General features: G+C 71.9%; 23 protein-coding genes. 13 read left to right on the forward strand and 10 right to left on the reverse strand.

Features of this window, described 5'->3' with window-relative positions:
• The first annotated feature begins 16 nt into the window (after positions 1–16).
• Complete coding sequence (locus ACWCP0_RS20245) at positions 17–1,093, forward strand: DMT family transporter (protein ID WP_451080174.1); 1,077 nt, start codon at positions 17–19, stop codon at positions 1,091–1,093.
• Here the strand turns inward: ACWCP0_RS20245 and ACWCP0_RS20250 are convergent.
• Positions 1,057–1,497: a hypothetical protein gene (locus ACWCP0_RS20250; protein ID WP_451080175.1), complete on the reverse strand. Its 441-nt coding sequence runs from the start codon at positions 1,495–1,497 to the stop codon at positions 1,057–1,059. The two genes, ACWCP0_RS20245 and ACWCP0_RS20250, sit on opposite strands and share 37 nt — an antisense overlap.
• A 160-nt stretch (positions 1,498–1,657) precedes the next feature.
• On the opposite strand from ACWCP0_RS20250, the gene ACWCP0_RS20255 reads away from it, so the two are divergent.
• Together ACWCP0_RS20255 and ACWCP0_RS20260 are read left to right on the forward strand one after the other, a co-directional pair.
• A complete protein-coding gene (locus ACWCP0_RS20255; RefSeq protein ID WP_451080176.1) occupies positions 1,658–2,056 on the forward strand; it encodes an STAS domain-containing protein in 399 nt (132 codons plus the stop codon).
• A 2-nt stretch (positions 2,057–2,058) separates the two neighbouring features.
• Positions 2,059–2,601, forward strand: coding sequence for an ATP-binding protein (locus ACWCP0_RS20260; RefSeq protein WP_451080177.1), 543 nt, complete (start codon positions 2,059–2,061; stop codon positions 2,599–2,601).
• A gap of 9 nt (positions 2,602–2,610) precedes the next feature.
• Here the strand turns inward: ACWCP0_RS20260 and ACWCP0_RS20265 are convergent, their stop codons facing one another.
• From ACWCP0_RS20265 to ACWCP0_RS20275, 3 genes are all read right to left on the reverse strand, one after another.
• Complete coding sequence (locus tag ACWCP0_RS20265) at positions 2,611–2,871, reverse strand: DUF6381 family protein (protein ID WP_451080178.1); 261 nt, start codon at positions 2,869–2,871, stop codon at positions 2,611–2,613.
• Positions 2,872–3,122: 251 nt separating this feature from the next.
• Positions 3,123–3,317: a hypothetical protein gene (locus ACWCP0_RS20270; protein ID WP_351227356.1), complete on the reverse strand. Its 195-nt coding sequence runs from the start codon at positions 3,315–3,317 to the stop codon at positions 3,123–3,125.
• A 178-nt stretch (positions 3,318–3,495) separates the two neighbouring features.
• A complete protein-coding gene (locus tag ACWCP0_RS20275) occupies positions 3,496–3,918 on the reverse strand; it encodes a DUF350 domain-containing protein (RefSeq protein WP_451080179.1) in 423 nt (140 codons plus the stop codon).
• 143 nt (positions 3,919–4,061) lie between these two features.
• On the opposite strand from ACWCP0_RS20275, the gene ACWCP0_RS20280 reads away from it, so the two are divergent.
• Complete coding sequence (locus tag ACWCP0_RS20280) at positions 4,062–4,484, forward strand: GNAT family N-acetyltransferase (RefSeq protein ID WP_451080180.1); 423 nt, start codon at positions 4,062–4,064, stop codon at positions 4,482–4,484.
• Between the two features lie 544 nt (positions 4,485–5,028).
• Positions 5,029–5,298: a hypothetical protein gene (locus ACWCP0_RS20285; protein WP_451080181.1), complete on the forward strand. Its 270-nt coding sequence runs from the start codon at positions 5,029–5,031 to the stop codon at positions 5,296–5,298.
• A 197-nt stretch (positions 5,299–5,495) separates the two neighbouring features.
• Here the strand turns inward: ACWCP0_RS20285 and gndA are convergent, their stop codons facing one another.
• Positions 5,496–6,938: an NADP-dependent phosphogluconate dehydrogenase gene (gndA, locus tag ACWCP0_RS20290; RefSeq protein WP_451080182.1), complete on the reverse strand. Its 1,443-nt coding sequence runs from the start codon at positions 6,936–6,938 to the stop codon at positions 5,496–5,498.
• Positions 6,939–7,197: 259 nt separating this feature from the next.
• On the opposite strand from gndA, the gene ACWCP0_RS20295 reads away from it, so the two are divergent.
• Complete coding sequence (locus ACWCP0_RS20295) at positions 7,198–8,469, forward strand: transglycosylase family protein (protein ID WP_451080183.1); 1,272 nt, start codon at positions 7,198–7,200, stop codon at positions 8,467–8,469.
• On the opposite strand, the gene ACWCP0_RS20300 is transcribed toward ACWCP0_RS20295, so the two are convergent.
• Complete coding sequence (locus ACWCP0_RS20300; RefSeq protein ID WP_451080184.1) at positions 8,350–9,318, reverse strand: DMT family transporter; 969 nt, start codon at positions 9,316–9,318, stop codon at positions 8,350–8,352. The two genes, ACWCP0_RS20295 and ACWCP0_RS20300, sit on opposite strands and share 120 nt — an antisense overlap.
• A 325-nt stretch (positions 9,319–9,643) precedes the next feature.
• On the opposite strand from ACWCP0_RS20300, the gene ACWCP0_RS20305 reads away from it, so the two are divergent.
• The 3 genes from ACWCP0_RS20305 to glgC are packed head-to-tail and all read left to right on the forward strand — an operon-like array spanning position 9,644 to position 12,800.
• Entirely contained in the window at positions 9,644–10,324 is a 681-nt protein-coding gene (locus ACWCP0_RS20305) for a (2Fe-2S)-binding protein (protein WP_451080185.1), read from the forward strand.
• A 53-nt stretch (positions 10,325–10,377) separates the two neighbouring features.
• On the forward strand, positions 10,378–11,544 hold the full coding sequence (gene glgA, locus ACWCP0_RS20310) for a glycogen synthase (protein ID WP_451080186.1): 1,167 nt from the start codon (positions 10,378–10,380) through the stop codon (positions 11,542–11,544).
• Between the two features lie 38 nt (positions 11,545–11,582).
• Positions 11,583–12,800 (forward strand): glucose-1-phosphate adenylyltransferase, encoded by a 1,218-nt coding sequence (gene glgC / locus ACWCP0_RS20315; protein WP_451080187.1) that lies wholly within the window; start codon positions 11,583–11,585, stop codon positions 12,798–12,800.
• A gap of 31 nt (positions 12,801–12,831) precedes the next feature.
• On the opposite strand, the gene ACWCP0_RS20320 is transcribed toward glgC, so the two are convergent.
• The gene (locus ACWCP0_RS20320; protein WP_451080188.1) at positions 12,832–13,671 is read right to left on the reverse strand and encodes a PP2C family protein-serine/threonine phosphatase; all 840 of its coding nucleotides are present in this window, start codon (positions 13,669–13,671) and stop codon (positions 12,832–12,834) included.
• A 151-nt stretch (positions 13,672–13,822) separates the two neighbouring features.
• Between ACWCP0_RS20320 and ACWCP0_RS20325 the strand changes: the two genes are divergently transcribed.
• Both ACWCP0_RS20325 and ACWCP0_RS20330 read left to right on the forward strand, forming a co-directional pair.
• A complete protein-coding gene (locus ACWCP0_RS20325; RefSeq protein ID WP_451080189.1) occupies positions 13,823–15,322 on the forward strand; it encodes an SDR family NAD(P)-dependent oxidoreductase in 1,500 nt (499 codons plus the stop codon).
• Between the two features lie 297 nt (positions 15,323–15,619).
• Positions 15,620–15,790 (forward strand): hypothetical protein, encoded by a 171-nt coding sequence (locus ACWCP0_RS20330; RefSeq protein WP_451080190.1) that lies wholly within the window; start codon positions 15,620–15,622, stop codon positions 15,788–15,790.
• An 80-nt stretch (positions 15,791–15,870) separates the two neighbouring features.
• On the opposite strand, the gene ACWCP0_RS20335 is transcribed toward ACWCP0_RS20330, so the two are convergent.
• From ACWCP0_RS20335 to ACWCP0_RS20345, 3 genes are read right to left on the reverse strand one after another with little or no spacing between them, the layout of a single operon-like run.
• Positions 15,871–17,304, reverse strand: a complete 1,434-nt coding sequence (locus tag ACWCP0_RS20335) for a lipase maturation factor family protein (protein ID WP_451080191.1) — start codon at positions 17,302–17,304, stop codon at positions 15,871–15,873.
• Complete coding sequence (locus ACWCP0_RS20340; RefSeq protein WP_451080192.1) at positions 17,271–17,846, reverse strand: DUF1990 family protein; 576 nt, start codon at positions 17,844–17,846, stop codon at positions 17,271–17,273. Before ACWCP0_RS20340 ends, ACWCP0_RS20335 begins: the two co-directional genes overlap by 34 nt.
• A complete protein-coding gene (locus ACWCP0_RS20345) occupies positions 17,843–18,661 on the reverse strand; it encodes a YndJ family protein (protein ID WP_451080193.1) in 819 nt (272 codons plus the stop codon). Before ACWCP0_RS20345 ends, ACWCP0_RS20340 begins: the two co-directional genes overlap by 4 nt.
• Before the next feature lie 150 nt (positions 18,662–18,811).
• On the opposite strand from ACWCP0_RS20345, the gene ACWCP0_RS20350 reads away from it, so the two are divergent.
• Positions 18,812–20,167, forward strand: a complete 1,356-nt coding sequence (locus ACWCP0_RS20350; RefSeq protein ID WP_451080194.1) for a DUF6777 domain-containing protein — start codon at positions 18,812–18,814, stop codon at positions 20,165–20,167.
• A 77-nt stretch (positions 20,168–20,244) separates the two neighbouring features.
• Positions 20,245–22,329 (forward strand): SpoIIE family protein phosphatase, encoded by a 2,085-nt coding sequence (locus tag ACWCP0_RS20355; RefSeq protein WP_451080195.1) that lies wholly within the window; start codon positions 20,245–20,247, stop codon positions 22,327–22,329.
• Positions 22,330–22,406: the final 77 nt, after the last annotated feature.

Genomic DNA, 22,406 nt, shown 5'->3' on the forward strand with positions numbered 1-22,406 from the left:
GCAGGGGAGAGAACTCATGACGAGCGGCCACGGAGCGAGCGGCGGCGGGCGGGGAACAGCGGTGCGGATGGGCGTGCTCGCCCTGCTCTGGGGATCCGGCTTCCTGTGGATCAAACTGGCCCTGAATCACGGCCTGACGCCGCTCCAGATCACCGTCGCACGCTGTGTGCTCGGCGCGGCCGTACTACTCGTGCCGGCCTGGTCGGCGCGGCAGCGACTGCCCCGCGACCGCGCGACCTGGGGCCATCTCGTCGTGGCCGCCTTCTTCTGCAACGCCCTTCCCTTCTTCCTCTTCAGCATCGGCGAGCAGACCGTCGACTCCGGCGTGGCAGGCGTGCTCAACGCGACAACTCCGCTGTGGTCGCTGCTGATCGGCATCGCGATCGGCACGGAACGCGGGCGTGCGCTGCGCCCGTTCCGCCTGGGCGGACTCCTGCTCGGCTTCGCCGGCACACTGCTGATCTTCGCGCCCTGGCAGCGGAGCGGACTGATCGGCTGGGGCGCCTTCGCCCTTCTCGCGGCCGCGGCCAGCTATGCCGTCGCGTTCGCCTACATGGGCCGTCATCTCACCGGCAGGGGCACCGCGCCCCTCGCGCTCTCCGCCGCCCAGCTCGCCACCGCGAGCGCCCTCGGCGCGCTCGCCCTGCCCGCCGGAGGCGGACTCACAGCGGTACGCCCCGACGTGACCGCCCTGATCGCCGTCACCGTCCTCGGGATCTTCGGCACCGGGCTCACGTTCCACCTCAACTACCGCCTGATCGCCGACGAGGGTGCGACAAGCGCCGCCACCGTCGGCTATCTGCTGCCGGTCGTCTCGGTGGCGCTCGGGGCCGTTGTGCTCGACGAGCAGATCGGCTTCCGGGTCGTCGCGGGCATGGTCGTCGTCCTCGTCGGCGTCGCCATGACCCGCGGCGGTGACGTGGTGACCGGCGGCGGTGACGCGGTGACCCGTGGCGGTGACGTGGTGACCGGCGGCGGTGACGCGGTGACCGGCGGCGGTGACGCGAAGGCGACGCGCGCGCCGCGACGCGAGGACACCGTCCCCGTCGCCCGGTCTCAGTGCGGCCAGTCCTTGATGATCTCGAAGCGGTGAGTCTCCCGCCCGAGCTCCGTGCCCTCCTTGTCGACGAACGTGCCGGTGACCTCGTACACGTCCCGTGCCAGATGGCCGGTCGGCAGATGCTCCGCCGGGAGGACGATCTCGTACGGACCACCGGTCCGGTAGTCACCCAGCAGGGTCTCCCGGTGGGTCATGGTCACCCCCTGCCTGCTGCGCTCGTCGATGTACCGGAGCCCATCGATGTCGTGCTTGGAGCGGACGGTGAACGCCAGTCGCGTCCGGAACTCCGTGCCTGCCCTCAGCGTGAGCGGAGCCACCTGCGGCCGTTCGCCGTCCGGATCGCCCGGGCCCTCGGGAGGCAGCGGTACGGGGATGTCGGGACGCCCTTCTACCTGGATCGTCACGGCCACCAGCTCGAAATCACGGGGTGAGTTCATCGCGTACGCCAGCTTTCGCCGCTAATGAGGAGGAAGGGCCCGTATGTCAGCCTAGTCATCGGAGCGCGGCACGGTCGCCGACGGGCGGGGGCGGGGAGCCGGTAGCGGTGTCATAGTCGGGTGTGTCACCGGGGGGCCGGACGGACCAGGAGAACCGGGCATGGGGTCAGCACGGGACGGATGGCCGGGGAACACCGGCGAAGGCGGCGGGCTCGCCGTCGACGTACGGCCGGGGCCCGAGCCGGGCGTCGCGGTGGTCGCGGTCACGGGCGAGCTCGACCACGACACGGCCGAACCGCTGCGCACAGCCCTGGACGAGACCATCGCGGGCGGCGCGCGACGGATCCTGGTCGACTGCTCCGAGCTGCTGTTCTGCGACTCCACAGGTCTGAACCTGCTGCTGCGGGCCCGCCTCGCGGCGAAGGAGACCGGCGCTCGCATCGAGCTGGCGGCGCTGCGGCCCCAGGTCGCGCGGATGCTGGCCATCACGGGCGCCGGCGCGGTCTTCCACCGGTACGCGAGCCTCGGTGAGGCCTTGGCGGAGCCCCGGCAGGAGTAGCCGTGAGCGCGGCACTTCCGGCGCAGGGTGAGACCCGGAGACTCGTACTCTCCGAAGCCCGGGGGGCCGTGGGGCGCTGCCGTGCCTTCAGCAGGGCCGCGCTCGCGGACTGGGGGTGGCTCCCGGACGGCGGCATGGACGACGATCCGTACGCCTGGAGCCACGTCCCGGCCGGCGAGGTGTACGAGTTCGACGAGGCCTGGGAGTTCGACGAGGCGTGGGAGTTGGACGAGGGGCACGAGACGGACGAGCGGAGGGCCGTCACCGAGGACGTGCTCATGGTCGTTTCCGAGCTGGTCACCAACGCCTGTCTGCACGCCGGCGGTCCGGAGGAGCTGGTGCTCCACTGCACGTCCGAGCGGCTCCGGATCGAGGTCACCGACGCGAGCCCTGTCCCTCCCCACCCCCGCCCTCATGCGGACCCTGCCGTACCCGGAGGCCATGGGCTCATCGTCCTCGGACGGCTCGCCCGCGCCTGGGGCTCCGCTCCGCATGGCACCGGCAAGACGGTATGGGCGGAGATCACGGCGCCCCGCCGCGCGTAGGCCGCCCTGTCAGGTGCCGCGCTTCCGGTCCGGCCGTGGACGCCGTGCCCGCGCGCCAGGGGCCGAGCCACCGTCGCCGTGCTCACTGCCACCGCGGCTGTCGCCGGTGCGCGTGCCGGTGTCCTCGCACTGGTCGCGCAGCTGCTCGGCCTTGCGGCGCAGCCGCTCCCGGTGCTCGGGATCGTTGCAGCGCTCCGCGCCGCGGGTCAGCTCCTCGGCCATCACCCGGAGCTGTTCGGGCGTCCTGACGGGTTCACCTGCTGTCGCCATGGCTCCTCCTTCCGGGGCCATGTGACAGGCAAACACGACAGGGTCACACGCGCATCACATGTCATTGCTCTGCGTGACGGGTCATGGTCGACCTTCACCTCTGAGGCGGCGAAAAGCGGTCTCTGTACAGCTGGTTGGCAGCTGGTTGGCCGTTCGGACCTGCTGTCGGGGCGGCTTCGACGAGCCGCGAAAAGCTGCCGTCCGGTGCCGCCGCCTCCGACCCGGCGGGCGGCACGGACAGCGGGTGCCCGTCAGGGCAGGTAGCGCTCCAGCGCCGCTGCGCCCTTCTCCTCTATCTCCTTGCGGGCGCGTTCCAGGTTCGCCGGCGTCGGCTCGCGGCCGGACGCCATCACCAGGTCCTCGGGGTCGAAGGGGCGTTCCGATCCGGTCCAGATCCGCAACGGCGCCCGCCTGCTCTCGGGCTCTTCGGTCTTGTCCTGACTCATCTGTGCCTCCGGGCGATCCGATGTCGAGGGGCTGACTACCAGCATCAACCCGTATCGCCCGACGTGCAGCTCGGACGTGTGTGCGGATACGGTGCGTGCGGACACGGCGACGGGCCGGGTATCGCGGTGTCGCGACACGCCGGCCCGTCGTCTGCCGTCGGCGGCCAGTACGGCCTGCTCAGGCGATCGATGCCGAGACGATCGCCGCCACCGCGAGATTGCACGACGCCGTCACCCACACCGCCGGGTGCGGCTCCGGCTCGACCAGCGTCTCCCCCAGCTTCCCCGGCGTGACCAGGTCCACGATCAGGAACGCCACGGCCATGAGCACGAGCCCCAGCACACCGAAGGCGGCCGTCGAGACGAGGCCCTTGCCGAAGTCGTCGTACGTCGTCCAGATCGACGTGAAGACGATGCCGCCGATGCCGAGGAGCGCGGAGCTCAGCAGGAGCGCCGCGTTGCGGTTGCGCTCCTCCCAGATCTGCCGGCCGAGCTTGCCGGGCGTCAGCACGTCCACCAGGACGATGCCGAGGATCAGCAGGACCACGCCGAGGGCACCGTAGGCGGTGGCCCGGCCAAGTCCGTTGACTATGTCGGTCATTGAGAAGCCAGTCTCCGTGTCTAAAAATGATCGCGGTCAAGGCGCGGCAAAATGTATCGCACGGTCGGCGCGCGCCCCAGGGCACTCCTCGCCCCGGCTCCGCCACTCGGGCGGCCCGGCAGCGGACGGAGAGGGGTCGGAGAATGGCCCCGTGCCTGGTTTCCGGAGCAGGTTTCCGGAGCAGGCCCTGGCATCGGCGTCATCCGACCGAGGAGATTGTCATGGCAGATCGCGAGCTCCGCGACGACCGGGAAAAGGGCCGGCTGGAGGCCTACGAGGACGGCGTGTTCGCCGGACACATCGCCTACTTCACGATGAGCGGAGAGCCCGCGGCCCTCGTCGCGGTGCACACCGTCGTGGAGCCCGAGCACGAGGGCAAGGGCGTGGCCGGCTCGCTGGTCCGGGAGTTCCACTCGATGGCCGCGCGCGAGGGCGTCACCGTCGTGCCGCTCTGCTCGTACGCCGCGAAGTGGGCGCAGCGCCACCCCGACGAGGCGCCCGTGCCACCTGCCGAGCTGGTGAGCGAGGCGGAGCGGAAGCTGCGTGTGGAGCACCCGGGGATGTGACGACGCTGCCCGCCGATCCTGCGTTCGTCGAGCCTGCGTCCGTCGGCTCCACGCCCGCCGGTTCCGCGTCCGTCGGCTCCACGCCCGCCGGTTCCGCGCGCGTGCTCGCGCTGGCTGCACACACCCCCGGTCCACGTCCCCCTCTTCAACGTGCTGCGGGACCTCGACCACCCAGGGCTGGAACCGCGGCATGCGGTGGACGAGGAACTGCAGGTACGCGGCAGGGCCGAGGGTCCGGACTCGGCCGCCGTCGAGGCCGTCGTCGAGGCCGCCCTCGTCGCGGCCGTCGCCCAGGGGGGCGCGTGCCGTTCTGTGCGCCTGCTCCACGATCGGCGCCGTCGCGGACGGTGCGCCGAGGCCTTCGCCGTACCCGTGCTCCGCCTGGACCGGCCGATGGCCGCGGCGCGGCCGGCGCCCACCGCGGCATCGCGGTCGTCGCGGCGCTCGCGAGCACTCTGGAGCCCATCGTCGCGCTGATCGGCAACGAATCGGGGGGCGCAGTCAGTCCGCGCATTCGTGCCAAGGTGGTCGAGGTGCCTGGGAGTTGTTCGAGGCCGGCGACCGGGACGGATGTCGGGACGCCGCGGCGGCGGCCGTCGACGGTGTACGCGCCGCCGAGGTGATCGTGCCGGCCCAGGCGTCCATGGCCGGTGCCGCCGACCGCCACGACGGCCGTTCCCGTGCTCTCCGGCCCGCGCCCGCCCTCGCCGCTGCCGCGGCCGCCGCGCGCCGAGGACTGGATCCGCCGCGCGTGGGCACCCGCAAGGCGAGAACCTGGAGCCATAGCCCCACCGACCCCGGGAGCCCCTCATGACCCAGCCGCAGCCCCCTCCCACACCTCCCATCCCGACCCCGCCACCGGACCCCCTGGGACCGGGGCCCGGGCCCCCCACCCCCGTACCCCCGCCGGAGCCGCCGCCCGGTCCGGCCCCGGGACCGGTTCCGGAGCCGCCGGCCCCGATCCCGGTGCCGGAGCCGGAACCGTCGCCGAGCCCGCCCGGCTGAGCGGGCTCAGCCGGTGCGCTCCTCCGACCGGTCGCCGCCCCACAGCGTGTGGAACGACCCGTCGCGGTCGGTCCGCCGGTACGTGTGCGCGCCGAAGAAGTCACGCTGGCCCTGGGTCAGCGCCGCGGGCAGCCGCCGCGCGCGCAGCGCGTCGTAGTACGCCAGCGCCGCCGAGAAGCCGGGCGTCGGCACGCCCTGGCGTGCGGCGGCCGCCACCACCGCACGCCAGTCGTTCTGCGCCGCGCCGATCTCCTCGGCGAACTGCTTGTCCGACAGCAGGCTCGGCAGCTCGGGCTGCGCGTCGTAGGCGGCGCGGATCCGGTCCAGGAACGCCGCCCGGATGATGCAGCCCGCCCGCCAGATCGAGGCCACCGCCCCCAGGTCGATGTTCCAGTCGTAGGCGTCGCTGCCGGCCTGGATCTGGTGGAAGCCCTGCGTGTACGACACGATCTTCGACGCGTAGAGGGCCTGCTCGACCTGGTCCGCGAAGCGCGCGGCCTCCTCCTCGCCGAGCGGCTGCGGCACCGGCCCGGGAAGGTCGCGTGAGGCCTCCCGCAGATCGGCGTGCCCGGAGAGCGACCGGGCGAAGACCGCCTCCGCGATACCGGAGACCGGCACCCCCAGGTCCAGCGCGATCTGCACGGTCCAGCGGCCCGTGCCCTTCTGCTCGGCCCGGTCGGCGACGATGTCGACGAACGGCTTCCCGGTCGCCGCGTCCGTGTGCGCCAGCACCTCGGCCGTGATCTCGATCAGATACGAGTCGAGCCGGCCCGTGTTCCAGCCCCTGAACGTCTCCGCGATCTTCGCGGGGGAGTAGCCGGCGACCGAGCGCAGCAGGTGGTACGCCTCCGCGATCAGCTGCATGTCCGCGTACTCGATGCCGTTGTGCACCATCTTCACGAAGTGGCCCGCGCCGTCGGGGCCGATGTGCGTGGTGCAGGGCGTGCCGTCCGGGGCCTTCGCGGCGATCTTTTCCAGCAGTGGACCGAGCGAGGCGTACGACTCCTCCGAGCCGCCCGGCATGATGCTCGGCCCGTGCAGCGCGCCCTCCTCACCACCCGAGATGCCCACACCCACGAAGTGGATTCCGCGCTCGCGCAGTTCGCGCTCGCGGCGCCGGGTGTCCGCGAAGTGCGCGTTGCCGCCGTCGATGATGACGTCGCCCGGCTCCAACAGCGGGGCGAACTCCTCGATCACGGCGTCCGTCGGATCGCCCGCCTTGACCATGATGACCAGACGGCGTGGCCGCTCCAGTGCTGCGACGAACTCCTCGGGGCGCTCGGCCGGCACGAAGGAGCCTTCGTCGCCGAACGCCTCGACCAACTCGCGCGTCCTGGCGGCGGTCCGGTTGTGCACAGCGACCGTGAAGCCGTTGCGTGCGAAATTGCGGGCGAGATTGCGGCCCATCACCGCGAGGCCGGTGACGCCGATCTGGGCGGTACCACTCATGCGTGTGCTCCTGGAGTCGGTCGGAAGTGCCCCTCCCTGTGGCCAGTATGGATACGTGTCCGAGGTGCACCGCGTTCATGAGAGCTCAAGTCGCCCGAGCGGCGCATGATTCCCGGACGGCGGCTCACGGCGGCCCACGGCGGCTCACGGCGGCTCACGGCGGTTCGCGCGTGCGACGTGGCGCCTCCTCCACGACCCTTGTCACGGCCTGTTCCCAGCCCCTAGCTTTGACGGCTGCTGATGCGTTCAAGGGGGGACCATGGCCGTTCGCGGACGACACCGTCGCTACCAGCCGAGCCGTATCAACCGGGCATCGCTCACCGTCACCGCGGGGGGTGCGGGCATCGCCCTGCCGCTGATCGGCGCAGGCACCGCCGACGCCGCGTCCGTGGACGTCTGGGACAAGGTCGCGGCCTGCGAGTCCACGAACAACTGGCAGATCAACACCGGCAACGGCTATTACGGCGGCCTCCAGTTCAGCCAGTCGACGTGGGAGGAGTACGGCGGCAGGGCCTACGCCCCGCGCGCCGACCTCGCCACCAAGGACCAGCAGATCGCCATCGCCGAGAAGGTGCTCGAGGGGCAGGGGCCGCGGGCCTGGCCGAACTGTTCCGTACGGGCAGGACTGGCCCGCGGGGGCGACGCGCCCGGCATCACGCCGGAGCGCCGGGGCGAGACGAAGGCCGAGCCCGTCCGTGCCCGGCAGCAGCAGCCGGCCCCGGCCGCCACTCCGACCACCGTCCCCACCCAGCGCGAGATGTACACGGTGGCCCGAGGCGACACGCTCTCCGGGATCGCCGAGACGCAGCGGGTCAGGGGCGGCTGGCAGGCGCTCTACAAGGCGAACCGGACCGTCGTCGGCGACGACCCCGACCTCATCCTCCCGGGCCAGCGGCTGCGTACGCAGATCGTGGCGCCACCGCGCCCGGCGACTCCCGCACAGCCGGAGAGCGCCGCGACCTCCCGGCCGCCGACGTCCCGGACCGGAGCGAAGACCGCCCCCGACCAGCGGTCGGCGCAGCAGAAGCAGAGGGCACAGGAGCAGCAGCAGAAGCAGCAGGAACGGAAGAAGCAGCAGCGGGCCGAGGAGCGGAGTGAGCGGGCCGAGCGCCCGGCCACCCGCACCGGCGGCTACGCCGCTCCTGTCGCCGCAGGCCCTGGCACCCCCTACCGCAAGGCCGGTTCGGCCTGGAGCAGCGGCTACCACACGGGCGTGGACTTCCCCGTGCCCACCGGCACCTCCGTCAAGGCCGTCGCCGCCGGCCGGGTCGTCTCGGCGGGCTGGGCCGGCGCGTACGGCTACGAGGTCGTCATCCGGCACGCCGACGGGAGGTACAGCCAGTACGCGCATCTCTCGGCCATCACGGTGCGCGAGGGCCAGCAGGTCGGCGGCGGGCAGCGGATCGCGCGTTCAGGATCCACCGGCAACAGCTCCGGACCGCATCTCCACTTCGAGGTGCGGACGGGGCCCGGGTACGGCTCCGATGTCGATCCGCTCGCCTACCTCAGGGCACGCGGCGTCACGATCTGAGGCATCGGCCGCCGCCGCGCGGGGCTGTTCCCTGGTGAGCAGCACCAGCCCCGCGGCGGCAACCGCCGCGCACGCCACCGCCACAGCGGTGCCCGTCGCGCCGTACCGGAAACCCTCGCCGAAGAGGGTGACGCCGACCGCTGCGGCGACGACCGGATTCACCACGGTCACGGTCGCCAGCGGCGCGGCCAGGCCCGCGCCCCGGTACGACGCCTGCGACAGCAGAAGTCCCGCAGCGGCCAGGCCCGCGATCACCAGCAGAGCCGGCAGCCGTTCGCTCACCGCGCCGCCGGGCAGCTCCGTCAGATCCTCCGCGGCGATCTTGATGAACACCGAAGCGACCCCGAAGGCGACTCCCGCACCTCCCGCCAGCACCACGCCGCGCACCACGGGACGGTGCACCCGGGGCGCGGCGAGGAGCACCGCGGCGATCGCTCCGAACGCCGCCGCGGCCAGCACCAGCCGCCCCGCGCCGCCCGGCGCACGGGAGTCCGCGGGTCCGGTGAGCGCCAGCAACCCGGCGAGTCCCGCCGTCGCCATGAGCGCGCCCCGCCACGCGGCCGCGCCGGCCCCGCGCCGTACGAACACCGCGGCCATGGGCAGCGCGAAGACGATGGTCAGCGCACCGAGCGGCTGCACCAGGCTCAGTGGCCCGTACGCGAGAGCGATCACATGCAGCAGCCCGCCCACTCCGTTCAGACCGACGGCGGTCCACCACCCGGCGTTGCGCAGCAGGGCGTAGGGCCTGCCGGACGCGTCGGCGGCCACGCGCTCCTGCACGATCGCCGCGGCCGCGTAGGCGACCGCCGAGACCAGTGACAGCAGCACGGACAGTGCGAGGGAGCTCATGGTCTCCACGATCTCCCCCGCGGACCGCCCCCGTCGTCGTCCTTGAGCAGGCAATTGGTCGTACTGCCGACGGAGTACACGATTACGGGAATACAACGCCGCGCCCTGAATCCGAGCGACTTTTCAGTCCTTTTCCATCAGATCAGCGTCAAATCCGATCGAATCAGAGCACTCCGTCGTCCGGGTCGAGGTCGGGCCCGGGCCACGGACCGTCCTGCCCGGCGGCCTTGAAGGGTGGCGTGGGAAGGTGACATGGCAACGTGACACGGCAACGTGACATGGCAAGGGGGCCTGGAACGAACAGCTGTATCGAGGCGGGGAGCGGATGGACTGGGACGAGGCGGCCTCCGTCGGCGGGTACTTCGCGGTACGGACCGGTGAACCCGGCACCGGAAACCTGCCCATCGCCCGCCTGTACGCGGGAGACCTCGCGCCGCTGACCGCCCGCGTCGACCGGGTCGCGGACCGGCTGCGCACCCCCGAGCGCCGGGTCGCCGCCTCCATCGCCCATCTGGGGCTCGCGGCCCGGCTCTGGTCCACGGCGCTCGGCCCGGCCGCACTGTACGGCGAATTCCCCGACCCGGCGGCCGCGGCCCTGCACTGGGACCCGGACCTCCCCGCGCCCGACGACCTCCGCTGGACGCGGGCACGGCCCCTCCCCGGCACCGTCGAGGCCATCCGCGAGGCCGTCCACCACGGCCATCTCGTGCCCCTCGCAGACGCGATCCGCCACGACGTGCGGATCTCGCCCCGGCTGCTGTGGGGCAACGCGGGCTCGGCACTCGCCGGAGCGCTGCGCGAGCTGACCCGCTGGTCCCGGGCCCAGGGCCGCCCCGAGACCGCCAGGCGCGCCGCGGACCTCACCGCCGGGCTGCTGGACCACCCCGATCTCTCCGGCACCGTGCACGGCCCGGCTCTGCGCAGAACCACGTGCTGCCTCTACTACCGCGTTCCCGGCGGCGGGCTGTGCGGCGACTGCGTCTTCGACCGCCCGCCGAAACGGTAGGCGGGCGTGCAGGAGGTCTTCCGCACCGGCCTCATCTGAGTGACCATCAACCTATGAGGGTGGGACTGCTGACGCGCGAGTATCCGCCGGATGTCTACGGCGGCGCAGGAGTCCATGTGGAGTTCCTCGCCCGGGAGTTACGGGCCCTGGCCGACCTCGACGTGCACGCCTGGGGCGAGAGCGCTGCCGTCGGCGGTGTCGTACGCCACGCCGCACTCGCCGGGCTCGACGGCGCGAACGACGCGCTGCGCACCTTCTCCGTCGATCTGTCGATGGCCGCCGCGCTCGCGGGTCGCGAGCTGGTCCACTCCCACACCTGGTACGCGAACCTCGCAGGACACCTCGCGAAGCTGCTCTACGGCATCCCGCACGTCGTCACCGCGCACTCGCTGGAGCCGCTGCGGCCCTGGAAGGCCGAGCAGCTCGGCGGCGGGTACGCCCTGTCCGGCTGGGCCGAGCGGACCGCGATCGAGGCGGCGGACGCCGTCATCGCCGTCTCCCACGGGATGCGTGCCGACATCCTGGGCTGCTATCCCGCCCTCGATCCGGCCAGGGTCCATGTCGTGCACAACGGCATCGACACCGCTCTCTACCGCCCCGACGCCGGCACGGACGTGCTGCGGCGCACCGGCATCGACCCCGGCCGCCCGTTCGTTCTTTTCGTCGGCCGCATCACCCGCCAGAAGGGCGTCCCGCATCTGCTGCGCGCCGCCCGCGCACTCGACCCCGGTGCCCAGCTCGTCCTGTGCGCAGGGGCGCCGGACACCGCGGAGATCGGCGGCGAGTTCCGGGAGCTCGTCGAGGAGCTCGGGCGGGCGCGCGACGGCGTGCACTGGATCCCCGACATGCTGCCGCGCGCGGACGTGGTCCAACTCCTCAGCCATGCGGCCGTGTTCGTCTGCCCGTCCGTGTACGAGCCGCTCGGCATCGTCAACCTGGAGGCGATGGCCTGCGGCACCGCGGTCGTCGCATCGGCCGTCGGCGGCATCCCGGAGGTCGTCGACGACGGGCTGACCGGGCTGCTCGTACCGTACGACGCCCGGCATCCGCGCGACTTCGAGAACGGGCTCACCGAGGCCCTCAACCGGGTGCTCGACGACCCCGCCACCGCACGGCGGATGGGCGAGGCGGGACGGGAGCGCGCCGTCCGCGAGTTCGGCTGGGACCAGGTGGCCCGGCGCACGTACGACGTGTACGAGGAGACGCTCAAGGCGAGCTGACGGCGGATGCCGACGGCGTGACGGCGTGAGGGGGCGCGATGCGCGGTGGACCTTCGGTGCTCGGAATCGTCCTGGCGGGCGGCGAGGGCAAACGGCTGATGCCCCTCACCGCCGACCGGGCGAAACCCGCGGTCACCTTCGGCGGCACGTACCGGCTCGTCGACTTCGTCCTGTCCAACCTGGTCAACGGGGACATCCTGCGGATCTGCGTGCTGACCCAGTACAAGTCGCACTCGCTGGACCGCCATGTCACCACCACCTGGCGGATGTCCAGCCTCCTCGGCAACTACGTGACACCCGTGCCGGCGCAGCAGCGGCTCGGCCCGCGCTGGTACCTCGGCAGCGCCGACGCCATCCTGCAGTCCCTCAACCTGGTCCATGACGAACAGCCGGACCACATCGTGGTGTTCGGCGCCGACCACGTCTACCGCATGGACCCGCGCCACATGCTGAAGCAGCACATCGAGAGCGGAGCGGGAGTCACCGTCGCCGGGATCAGGGTGCCGCGCGCCGACGCCTCGTCGTTCGGGGTCATCAGCCCGGCGTCGGACGGCGCCCGTGTGGAGCGCTTCCTGGAGAAGCCCGCCGATCCACCGGGGCTTCCCGGCGACCCGGGAAGGGTCTTCGCCTCGATGGGCAACTACGTCTTCACCACCAAGGTGCTGATCGACGCACTCCACCGGGACGCCGAGGACCCGCACTCCGTCCACGACATGGGCGGCTCGATCCTCCCGATGCTCACCGAGCGGGGGACGGCGCAGCTCTACGACTTCGACAGCAACCACGTGCCCGGGGAGAGCCCCGCGGAGCACGGCTACTGGCGCGATGTGGGCACGCTCGACTCGTACTACGAAGCCCATATGGATCTCCTCGCCGACCAGCCCGTCTTCAGCCTCGAGAACCGCCGCTGGCCCATCTACACACACCCGGGGCAGCTGCCGCCCGCGAGATTCTGCGCGGGCGGGATCGCGAGCGAGTCGGTCGTCGGCCCCGGCTGTGTGATCCGCGGCCAGGTCACCCGCTCCGTCCTCTCACCCGGCGTGACGGTCGAGCCGGGCGCGGTCGTCCAGGGCTCCGTCCTGCACGACAACGTCCGCATCGGACGCGGGGCGGTGGTGCGTGGCGCCGTCCTCGACAAGAACGTGAACGTGCCGCCCGGCGCGACGATCGGCGTCAACCCCGAGAGGGACCAGGAGCTCTACACGGTGTCGAAGGGCGGGGTGATCGCCCTCGGCAAGGGGCAACCCGTGCTGTGACTCCCGCCGCCCACGGGGCCGGTCACCCCGGTCACGGTCGCCCTGCGGGCCTGCCGGGCGTGGCGGGCGTGACGGGGATGAGCAGTGCGGTGATGTTGTCGTGGCCGCCGGCGTCCAGGGCGTGATCCACCAGCGTCCGCGCATCCTCCAGCAGTCCGACACCGCCCGCGGGTGCGCGTCTGCGCCGGACGAGCATGCCCCGCAGCGCGTCGGGGTCCGGCAGGCAGCGCCACAGCCCGTCGGTGCACAGCATCAGCCGGCCGGGCCCCGGTGGCCGGTAGCTGCGGATGCGCGGTGCCGTTTCGCCGGCGTCGGCGCCCAGCCATGCGGCGAGGGCCTCGTGCTCGCCGATGTCGTCCTCGGTCAGCGCGATACCCGGCCCCTCGTCCGGCAGCCAGTAGGCACGACTGTCGCCGATCCAGGCGCTCCAGAGGCCCTCCGGGCCGGCGATGCCGGCGACATACGTGCACGCCGGTGCCGCGTCCACCGACGCGGCCAAGGCGGCGACCGCGCGGCCTGCGCGGACGGCGGCCTCGTCGAGGGCGACCTCCGGCACGGCGCCCGCGCGCAGCCGCTCCGCCAGGGCGGTCATGCCCACCTCGGCCGCGACTCGGGCGGCTCGCTCGCCCCGCGGCGACATGGACACGCCGTCGCAGACGACACCGATCGTCCACATGCCCGTCCTGGTCAGGGCCATGGCGTCCGCGTTGGTGCCGCGCCGCTTGCCGCGGTCGCTCACTCCTGCCGCGCCGTCGTCCGTCGTGATCTCCACATGCGAGCGGAAAGCCGGCTGCGCCTCGCCGCAATGCCAGCAGTGGCCGTCGGGGGCGACCGTTCCGCCGCACAGGACGCAGCTCGTGATCCCAGTCATCGATGAGGGATCTTGTCATGCTCCGGAGGCCGCCTCCAGCTCCGACCGGGAACGGTCCGCAACGAGACGGTTTGGCGTCGGCTCCCCCGACTGACGTAAAGTTCCGCTTTTGGAAACTTCACGCGACACAGCGAACGGAACGGCAGCGGCGATGACGGTGACACAGGACGGCCCTGGCCAGGAGTGCGGGCCGGACCAGGCACCGGACCAGGAGTACGGGCCGGGCATCGACCCGGAGCGCCTGGCCGTCTGCCTGAGCGTTCTCGAGGAGCTCGACAGCCTCGAGGTCGACCACCCCGACGCGATCGCGGTCCGCCGGGCCACCGCCGGCATCTACCGGACCGTGAAGCAGCGCCGCCGCCAGGAGCGCCGCGCCGCCAAGACCGCCCACGACAGGTCGGTCACCGAGGCCACCGCCACCGGCTCCGCCGAGCGCATCGACGACGAGACGCAGGGACTTCTGCCGTCGTCCTCCGTGCTCGGCGAGGTCGCGGGCATACTCCAGCGCCCGAGGTCCTGCTACATCTGCAAGACCCGGTATGTCGAGGTCGACGCCTTCTACCACCAGCTCTGCCAGAAGTGCGCCGCCGAGAACCGGACCCGCCGCGACGCCCGCACCGACCTCACCGGCCGCCGGGCACTGCTCACCGGCGGCCGGGCCAAGATCGGCATGTACATCGCGCTGCGGCTCCTGCGTGACGGTGCCCACACCACGATCACCACGCGTTTCCCGAACGACGCGATCCGCCGCTTCAAGGCGATGCCGGACAGCCATGAGTGGATCCACCGCCTCAAGATCGTCGGTATCGATCTGCGCGACCCCGCGCAGGTCGTCGCGCTCGCCGACTCGGTCGCCGCCGAGGGCCCGCTCGACATCCTGATCAACAACGCCGCGCAGACCGTGCGCCGCTCCCCGCAGGCGTACAGCGAGCTCGTCGCCGCCGAGGGCGCCCCGCTGCCCGCCGGTGAGCTGCCCGCCGCGCAGGTGATCGGCACCTTCGGCAGCGGCACCGTGGACCGGATGGCCGCCCTGCCCGGGCCCCGGTCGGAAGGGCTCACCGCCCAGGACGTCACCGAGCTCGCACTGGTCTCCGGCTCGGCGTCGCTCGCCCGGATCGAGGCGGGCACCGCCATCGACGCCGGCGGCCTCGTCCCCGATCTGCACGACACCAACAGCTGGATCCAGACCGTCTCCGAGGTCGACCCGGTCGAGCTGCTCGAGGTGCAGCTGTGCAACTCGACCGCGCCGTTCATCCTCATCAGCCGGCTGCGCCCGGCGATGGCCGCGTCGCCCGCGAAGCGCAAGTACGTCGTGAACGTCTCCGCCATGGAGGGTGTCTTCAGCCGTGGCTACAAGGGCGCGGGCCACCCGCACACCAACATGGCCAAGGCCGCGCTGAACATGCTGACCCGCACCAGCGCCCAGGAGATGTTCGAGACCCACGGCATCCTGATGACCGCCGTCGACACCGGCTGGATCACCGACGAGCGCCCGCACCCGGACAAGGTCCGGCTCGCGGCCGAGGGCTTCCACGCCCCGCTCGACCTCGTCGACGGAGCCGCCCGCGTCTACGACCCGATCGTGCGCGGCGAGGACGGCGAGGACCTCTACGGCTGCTTCCTCAAGGACTACGCACCGGCCAACTGGTAACCCGTTCGGCCGAAACCCCCGGGCGCGCAGGGCCGTCCGGGGGTTTCCTGTACCCGATGGGCCGCCATTTCTGAGGATTTTCCTGTACAGAAACCCTCGATGTGACGAGCCCCATCGAGCGCAAGGGTGCTCATTTGGTTAGGCTGGTGTCCAGCGGACGGCCACCGAGGGCCCACGAAACCCCTCGACCGTCCTGGGACCAGGCCCACAACCACGGCCGCGATCCCGCCTGGAAACGGCGCCACCGCGACCGAATGGCCCTTGTCCCCCTGTTACGCGACACACGAGGAGTGCGCGGTGACAACTGAAGTGACAAAGCAGGACCAGCGACCGGCAGAACGCGGCGAACGGGCCGGCAGGCCCGACGAACTCGGCAGCCTCGAAGTCTGGGCCAGGTCCGCACCCATCCGCCTCGCCGGATACGAGGACGACCTCGAGGAACCGCACATCCTGCAAGGCATCGACTGATCCGGTTGCTGGATGACGTACCCCCTGGCCCGGGCTGGGCCAGGGGGTACGAGGTTGTTTACATCCTTTTTGCTCACTGTTTACACTCTTTCGGCGGATGTGTCCGTCGTGCTCAGCCGGCTCGGCGGCAGGAAGTCCCGCAGATAGCGCCGCTGCCACCAGGCGCCGGTGGCCCGCAACTGCCGCCAGCTCGTGAACTCGTAGTGATAGAGCCGGGCACGGACGAACACCGGCGGTGCGTCGGGGAACGGGTTGTGGCGCAGCAGCTTGAGCGTGTCGCGGTCGTTGTCGAGCAGCCGCTCGACGAAGGCGCCGAACCAGGGTCGGGCGTACGCGGGGGAGAGCGCCGCGAACCACATCAGCCAGTCCAGGCGCAGATGGTACGGGGCGAACTGGCGCGGCAGTCGTCGGATGTCGCCCGGTTTGCCGTGGAACGCGTACTCCCGCCAGACCGTGCCGGGGCGCAGCACCGGTTCGTCCGTCCCCTCCACGACGACCTCGAACCTCACCCGCCCGACGGTGCCGAAGGCCCCGTACGTGTTGACCAGGTGCAGCGGGTCGAAGGAGCGGTTCATCGCCTGGCGCCGGGAGAGCAGATTGCGCACCGGGTGGTAGCTGAGGACCAGCACCATGACGGTCACGGCGATGACGACGACCGCGTACCAGAGCGGCGGGGCCGGCAGCGGATGCGGCCCGGTGACCAGGGAGCCGTCGATGGCGGACAGTGCCAGCGTGATCGTCAGCCAGTTCAGCCAGGAGAAGTTGCCGGACAGCACGAGCCACAGCTGGGTGAGCACGATCGCACCCGCGGCCGCACTCGCGACCGGCTGAGGGGTGAACAGGAGCACCGGAACCACCAGTTGGGTGACGTGGTTGGCCGCGGCCTCGGTCCGGTGGAGCGGCCCCGGCAGATGGTGGAAGAACCAGCTCAGCGGGCCCGGCATGGGCTGTGTCTCGTGGTGGAAGTAGAGGCAGGTCAACCTGCGCCAGCACTCGTCGCCGCGAATCTTGATCAGTCCCGCGCCGAACTCGAGGCGGAACAGCAGCCAGCGCAGCAGCCACAGCACCAGCACGGGCGGCGCGGTGCGTTCGTTCCCGAGGAAGATCGCGAGAAATCCAGCCTCGAGCAGCAGTGACTCCCAGCCGAAGGCGTACCAGGTCTGCCCCACATTGACGATCGACAGATACAGCGCCCACAGCACGGCCCACCACAGCATCGCGGTCCACAGCGGCAGCCGGTCGGCCGCTCCGCCCACCAGTGCCGCCGACAGCACCGCCCCCGCCCAGGCGCAGCAGGCGAAGAACCGGTCCGAGTAGTGGAGTTGGAAGATGCTCGGCGCCCGCCGCATCGGCACGAGACGCACGTACCCGGGCACCGGGAGCATGCCGCGTGACCCGATCAGCGCCCGGAACTGGAGGGCGGCACTCAGGAAGCCGACGAGGTAGATGACGGCCAGCGCCCGCTGGAAGACCAGCCTGCTCAGCCAGTAGTCGGGTGCCGTGAACCACTCCATCGCGGACCTCCGGTACCTCCAGTATCGGCCTGGGCCGCGATGCGTTGCAGTACGGCGCCGAGCCTGCGGGCGTACAGGCGCTGCAGCAGCGGTACGAGGGGCCCGGCGAGCCGCGTGTACCAGGTGGCCGGCCTGCTGAAGGCCATCACGGTGAACCAGACGGAACCGTCGTCCCCGAGCTCCACGACGAAGCACTCCTCCCCGCACTCCGGATGACCGGTACGGGTGCCGTACGCGAAACCGGTGCGGAGCGCCTCGTACTCCGTCCAGATCACCTGGCACGAGGCCCGGAACCGCAGCGGCCCGACGCCCAGGGACAGCTCGACGGCCGTGCCCGGCTCGGCGTGCGGCGAGGAGGCCCGCACCCGTGCGCCCGCCTCGCGGTGCATGCGCCAGGTGGTGACCGCGCTGCCGGCGGCCTCGAAGACGGCGCGACCGCGGCCGATGCGGGTGCGGCGGTGGAGGTGGTGGTAGCCGTCCGGGAGAGGGCCGAGGCGGGTCGCTCCGATCTCGCGGTAGCTGAGCCCGTCGGTGGTGTTCATGCGGTGATCTCCTTCAGTCGGTGCCACGCCAGCACGGAGCAGAGGGCGAAGCCCAGCGCGTTGCCGAGACCATGGGTGGCGGCCATCCAGGTGAGGTTCGGGTGCGGCAGACCGGTGGCCTCGCCCACCGCCCAACTCAGTGCGAGGAGCATCGTCGCCACCAGAACGGCCGAAGACACCGCGAGAAGTCCGCGCGTCATCCGTTCGGCCCTGCCTGTGCGCACATCGCGCCAGGTCAGCAGGGCGACGGCCCACATGCCCGCGGTCAGGACGAGGGCCCCGGCCAGCTCGGCCCAGTCGCCGACGAAGTAACCGCCGAGGACGAGCAGCGTGCCGAGCGGGACGCTGAGCGCCGCGAAACGGCCGGCCGGCGAGTCGGCGGCCCCGCACACCAGGCCCGCGACCAGCGCCGCGGCGAAGCCCGCGAAGTGGAAGTGCGGCACGGTCAGCGCCAGGATCTCCAGGTCGAAGCCGAAGAGGCGGTGCCCGGAGCGTTCGGCCACCAGGGCGACACCGGCGACCGCGGGAGTGACGAGGGCGGTGAGCACGGCGATCTCGGCGGGCGAGAGCGAGCGGGTGCGCCGCAGCCGGGCCGGGGCGTGCAGGGCGAGGGCGACGGTGGCGAGCGCGTACGCCGAGGCCAGGGCCGTGGCGACGGGTCCGCGCGGCAGCCAGAGGGCCACAGCCCCGGCGGCGGCCGGCAGCGGCCACAGCCGGCGCAGCGGCACCGGGTCAGGGCCCCCGACGAGCTGGAGGCCTGCCGGGACGATCACCAGCATGCCCAGCATCACGATCGCGTTGACCAGGGCGTTCATGCCCCACCCCCCTGCTTGAACATGTTCAATTCTTGTTCATGAGTCTAGAGCCTTCTTTGAACGTGTTCAAGTCGCGGTCCGGGCCGGCATGCGGCATGAACAAGAGTGATCACTCCGTGTCACTCACAAACAGGCGGGAGATGGCGGTTCATGTTCGTGCGCTCACCGAGGTATCGCCGACACGCCGGGCTCGCCGCGCTGTCGGCCGGTCTGACGGCCGCGGCTCTGGTCACGGGCTGCAGCAGTCTGACGGATTCGGGCCAGTCAGGCGCGGCAGCCCGGCAGCAGGTCCATCTGCAGGCGGCCCTGGAACAGGGCCCCGATCCCTTCACTCCCTCGACGGCGACCGTCATGGGCGCCGCCGGGAAGCTCCCGGTGCCGCGTGCCTCCGCGTCGGCCGGGTCCGGGGCCGCGTTCGGGTCCATCCGTACGGTGCTGGGTTCCACGCCCGGCCTGTACGGCGGGATGAACTCGGTCGGGAGCTGCGACGTCGAGCAGCAGATCCGCTTGCTCATGGCCGACGGCAACAAGGGCCGTGCCTTCGCGCACGGCGCCGGCGTCAGCCAGGAGGACATCCCCGCGTTCCTGCGCGGGCTCACCCCCGTGGTGCTGCGCGCCGACGCACGGGTCACGGGGCACAACTACCGCGACGGCTCCGCCAACCGCTTCCAGGCCGTCCTCCAGGGCGGCACGGCCGTCCTCGTCGACGAGCAGGGCTCGCCCAGGGTCCGCTGCGTCTCCGGTAGTCCGGTGGCCTCGCCCGTGGTCGACTCCGCCGAGCCCGAGGAGCAGGGCAAGGCCTGGCCCGGCTACGACCGCGGGCGCGTCGTGGTCATCACCCGCGCTGCGCAGACGATCGACAACCTCATCATCGCCGACCTCGCGAGCAACTCCTGGCTGGCGCGGAAGAGCGGCACCGACGGCGAGGCGGACCGCGCGCCGGAGGTCCCGCCGGCCTACGCCCCCGGGCTCCACGTCACCGACGTGCCCGAGTCGCAGGCGGCCGGCCGGAACCCGGTGAACCCGAGCGCGCCGAGCCCGAACCCGCCGAGCCCGGATGCCGCGAGCCCGAACGCCGCGAATCCGCAGCGGAAGGCCAGTCCCGGCGTCACGGCCCCCAAGCCGGTCCTCCCGGACGCGAACCCGGACCGGCCGGGCGTGCCGACGGCCCCCGACGCGGGCGGCTCCGGTGGCTCCGGGGATGCTCCCCAGCCCGCGCCCGTTCCCGAGGCCCCCATCGGCGGCAACCAGCTGCCGCTGCCGGACGGCGGGACCACGTACGAGGAGTTCGACACCGAGAGCGGCTCGGTGGAGGGCTCCGAGACCGGGTCGGACGACGACATCCTCTTCGGCCCGGGCAGTGCCCCCGGCCAGGGCCGGGGCGGCGCTCCGAGCAGCGACCGGAGCGGCAGCCCCGGCGCGGCAGCCCCGGGCTCCGGCGTCCCCGGCGGTGCGCGGAACGCCGTGCCGGCGCCCAAGGGCGGCGGTGGCGCCCTGCGCGGCTGAGCGGGTGGTCGAGCGGGTGGGCCGCCCGGACCACCCGCTCGCTCGAAAAATCGGACAAATGATGGCAGAGTGTCACCATGGTTGATCGGGCAGCGGGTGCCGTGTCGCTTCCCGACGACTGGCCCGCCCACCCGGATCTGAGCCTGGCCCTCAACCGCATGGGCAGCTTCGACTGGGATCTCGACAGCGGGCTGATGCACTTGGACCAAGCCGCCCTCGACGTATTCGACATGAGGGCTGCGGAGTACGACGGGCGCCCCGAGAGTCTGACCTCCCGGGTCCCGCCCAGCGAGGCGACCCGGCTGGACGGACTGGTGTCGCAGGCGCTCAAGGGCGGCAGCAAGACCTACGGCGCGTACTTCCGCATCCGCTGCCGCGACGGCATGCTGCGCTGGACCCACACCCAGGGCTCGGTCCAGCGTGACCACGCCGGGCGCCCCTACCGGATCATCGGCATCGTCCGTGACGCGACCCAGGAGCTCGCCGACTCCAGCGCGCGCGTCGAACTCGACACGGAGCGCCGTCGCCAGACCAGCGTCGTCGAGAGCACCACGGCCGCGCTCGCCCATGCCAGGACCGTCAAGGACGTCATCGACGTGCTCAAGGACTCCCACGGGCTCGAGCACCTCGGTGCCACCAGCCTCGTCATGGGCCTGCTGGAGTCCGGCCGGATCCACCTGGTCGCCGAAGGCCCCGAGGGCTCGTTCGTGCCCGGCACGCGCTACACCCGGGTCGACGAGCAGTACCCGATGAGCGAGGTCATCCGCACCCTCGCACCGCGCTTCATCGAGTCCAAGGAGGACTTCGCCGTCTCGTACCCGAGGCTGTGGCCGCATATCAGCGGGCTGGGCATCACCTCGGCCGCGTACATGCCGCTCATCGCCCAGGCCCGACCCATCGGCGCGCTCGGGCTGCTCTACCGCGACAAGACCGGGTTCACCACCGAGGAGCGCAATCTGCTGGTCGCGCTCGGCAGCAGCATCGCGCAGAGCCTCCAGCGAGCCGTCCTCTTCGAGCAGGACCACGACCTCGCCGAAGGGCTGCAGCAGGCGATGCTGCCGCGCCGGATCCCGTCCGTGCCCGGCGCGCAGATCGCCGTCCGCTACCGCTCGGCCCGTCTCGGCCGCGACATCGGCGGCGACTGGTACGACATCATCCCGCTGCCGGGCGGCCGCGTCGGCGCGGTCATCGGCGACGTCCAGGGCCATGACACGCACGCCGCGGCGGTGATGGGCCAGCTGCGCATCGTGCTGCGCGCGTACGCCGCCGAGGGTCACACCCCGGCGACGGTCATGGCCCGTGCCTCCGTCTTCCTGCACGAACTCGACACCGAACGCTTCGCCACCTGCATCTACGCGGAGGCCGATCTGACGACCGGTGTGGTCCAGGTGGTGCGGGCGGGACATGTCGATCCGCTGCTGTGCGAGGACGACGGCCACTGCCGCCGCATTCCGGTGAACGGCGGGCTGCCGCTCGGCCTCTCCGCCGAGTTCGGCCGGCTCGAGTACCCGGTCGCCACCGTCGAACTCGACCCCGGGCAGACCCTCCTGCTCTACACCGACGGGCTCGTCGAACAACCGGGCTCCGACCTCGACGACGGCATGCAGCTGCTCGCCGCCGCGATCCGCAGCGGCCCCAGGAACCTCCAGCTGCTCGCCGACCGGCTCTGCGAGGAGGTCGACGAGCGGGGAGGCGAGGACGACGTGGCGCTGCTGCTGCTGCGCCGCCACGGCGCCTGCGCCCCGCAGGCCGGCGGCAGGCTGCAGCAGCACGTCGCCCAGAACGACCCGGAGGCACTGAGCTCCGGCCGACACATGATCCGGGCTGCGGTACGGGCCTGGGGTGCGGGGGACCGGTCCGACGAGATCGAGCTCGTCGCGGACGAGCTGATCACCAACGCCCTGATGCACACGGACGGCGACGCCATCGTGACCGCACGCGTGCTGCCGGGGCCGGAGCGGCGGCTGCGGATCGAGGTCGAGGACCCGTCCAGCGCCCTGCCGCGCCGCAGGGAGGCGGGGGAGTCCGGGGTCTCGGGACGGGGGTTGATGCTGGTGGACCGGCTGACGGACGTCTGGGGTGTGGAGTCGCGCGGCAGCGGCAAATGTGTGTGGTGCGAGTTCATCGTTCCGGCCCGCGCCCATGGCCGCCCGGCAACCTGACCACTACCGAACGGTAACCGTATGTAACGTTCCTGTGCTTGACCGTAACCGATCGCAGGCGATTGACTGCATATACC

This window comes from Streptomyces sp. NPDC001970, assembly GCF_053594115.1.

What these genes read in the sequence shown, in the direction of transcription:
- ACWCP0_RS20245 (WP_451080174.1), top strand. Translation starts at nt 17, where the DNA reads ATGACGAGCGGCCACGGAGCGAGCGGCGGCGGGCGGGGAACAGCGGTG.
- ACWCP0_RS20250 (WP_451080175.1), bottom strand. Translation starts at nt 1,497, where the DNA reads ATGAACTCACCCCGTGATTTCGAGCTGGTGGCCGTGACGATCCAGGTA.
- ACWCP0_RS20255 (WP_451080176.1), top strand. Translation starts at nt 1,658, where the DNA reads ATGGGGTCAGCACGGGACGGATGGCCGGGGAACACCGGCGAAGGCGGC.
- ACWCP0_RS20265 (WP_451080178.1), bottom strand. Translation starts at nt 2,871, where the DNA reads ATGGCGACAGCAGGTGAACCCGTCAGGACGCCCGAACAGCTCCGGGTG.
- ACWCP0_RS20270 (WP_351227356.1), bottom strand. Translation starts at nt 3,317, where the DNA reads ATGAGTCAGGACAAGACCGAAGAGCCCGAGAGCAGGCGGGCGCCGTTG.
- ACWCP0_RS20275 (WP_451080179.1), bottom strand. Translation starts at nt 3,918, where the DNA reads ATGACCGACATAGTCAACGGACTTGGCCGGGCCACCGCCTACGGTGCC.
- ACWCP0_RS20280 (WP_451080180.1), top strand. Translation starts at nt 4,062, where the DNA reads ATGGCCCCGTGCCTGGTTTCCGGAGCAGGTTTCCGGAGCAGGCCCTGG.
- gndA (WP_451080182.1), bottom strand. Translation starts at nt 6,938, where the DNA reads ATGAGTGGTACCGCCCAGATCGGCGTCACCGGCCTCGCGGTGATGGGC.
- ACWCP0_RS20295 (WP_451080183.1), top strand. Translation starts at nt 7,198, where the DNA reads ATGGCCGTTCGCGGACGACACCGTCGCTACCAGCCGAGCCGTATCAAC.
- ACWCP0_RS20300 (WP_451080184.1), bottom strand. Translation starts at nt 9,318, where the DNA reads ATGAGCTCCCTCGCACTGTCCGTGCTGCTGTCACTGGTCTCGGCGGTC.
- ACWCP0_RS20305 (WP_451080185.1), top strand. Translation starts at nt 9,644, where the DNA reads ATGGACTGGGACGAGGCGGCCTCCGTCGGCGGGTACTTCGCGGTACGG.
- glgA (WP_451080186.1), top strand. Translation starts at nt 10,378, where the DNA reads ATGAGGGTGGGACTGCTGACGCGCGAGTATCCGCCGGATGTCTACGGC.
- glgC (WP_451080187.1), top strand. Translation starts at nt 11,583, where the DNA reads ATGCGCGGTGGACCTTCGGTGCTCGGAATCGTCCTGGCGGGCGGCGAG.
- ACWCP0_RS20320 (WP_451080188.1), bottom strand. Translation starts at nt 13,671, where the DNA reads ATGACTGGGATCACGAGCTGCGTCCTGTGCGGCGGAACGGTCGCCCCC.
- ACWCP0_RS20325 (WP_451080189.1), top strand. Translation starts at nt 13,823, where the DNA reads ATGACGGTGACACAGGACGGCCCTGGCCAGGAGTGCGGGCCGGACCAG.
- ACWCP0_RS20335 (WP_451080191.1), bottom strand. Translation starts at nt 17,304, where the DNA reads ATGGAGTGGTTCACGGCACCCGACTACTGGCTGAGCAGGCTGGTCTTC.
- ACWCP0_RS20340 (WP_451080192.1), bottom strand. Translation starts at nt 17,846, where the DNA reads ATGAACACCACCGACGGGCTCAGCTACCGCGAGATCGGAGCGACCCGC.
- ACWCP0_RS20345 (WP_451080193.1), bottom strand. Translation starts at nt 18,661, where the DNA reads ATGAACGCCCTGGTCAACGCGATCGTGATGCTGGGCATGCTGGTGATC.
- ACWCP0_RS20350 (WP_451080194.1), top strand. Translation starts at nt 18,812, where the DNA reads ATGTTCGTGCGCTCACCGAGGTATCGCCGACACGCCGGGCTCGCCGCG.
- ACWCP0_RS20355 (WP_451080195.1), top strand. Translation starts at nt 20,245, where the DNA reads ATGGTTGATCGGGCAGCGGGTGCCGTGTCGCTTCCCGACGACTGGCCC.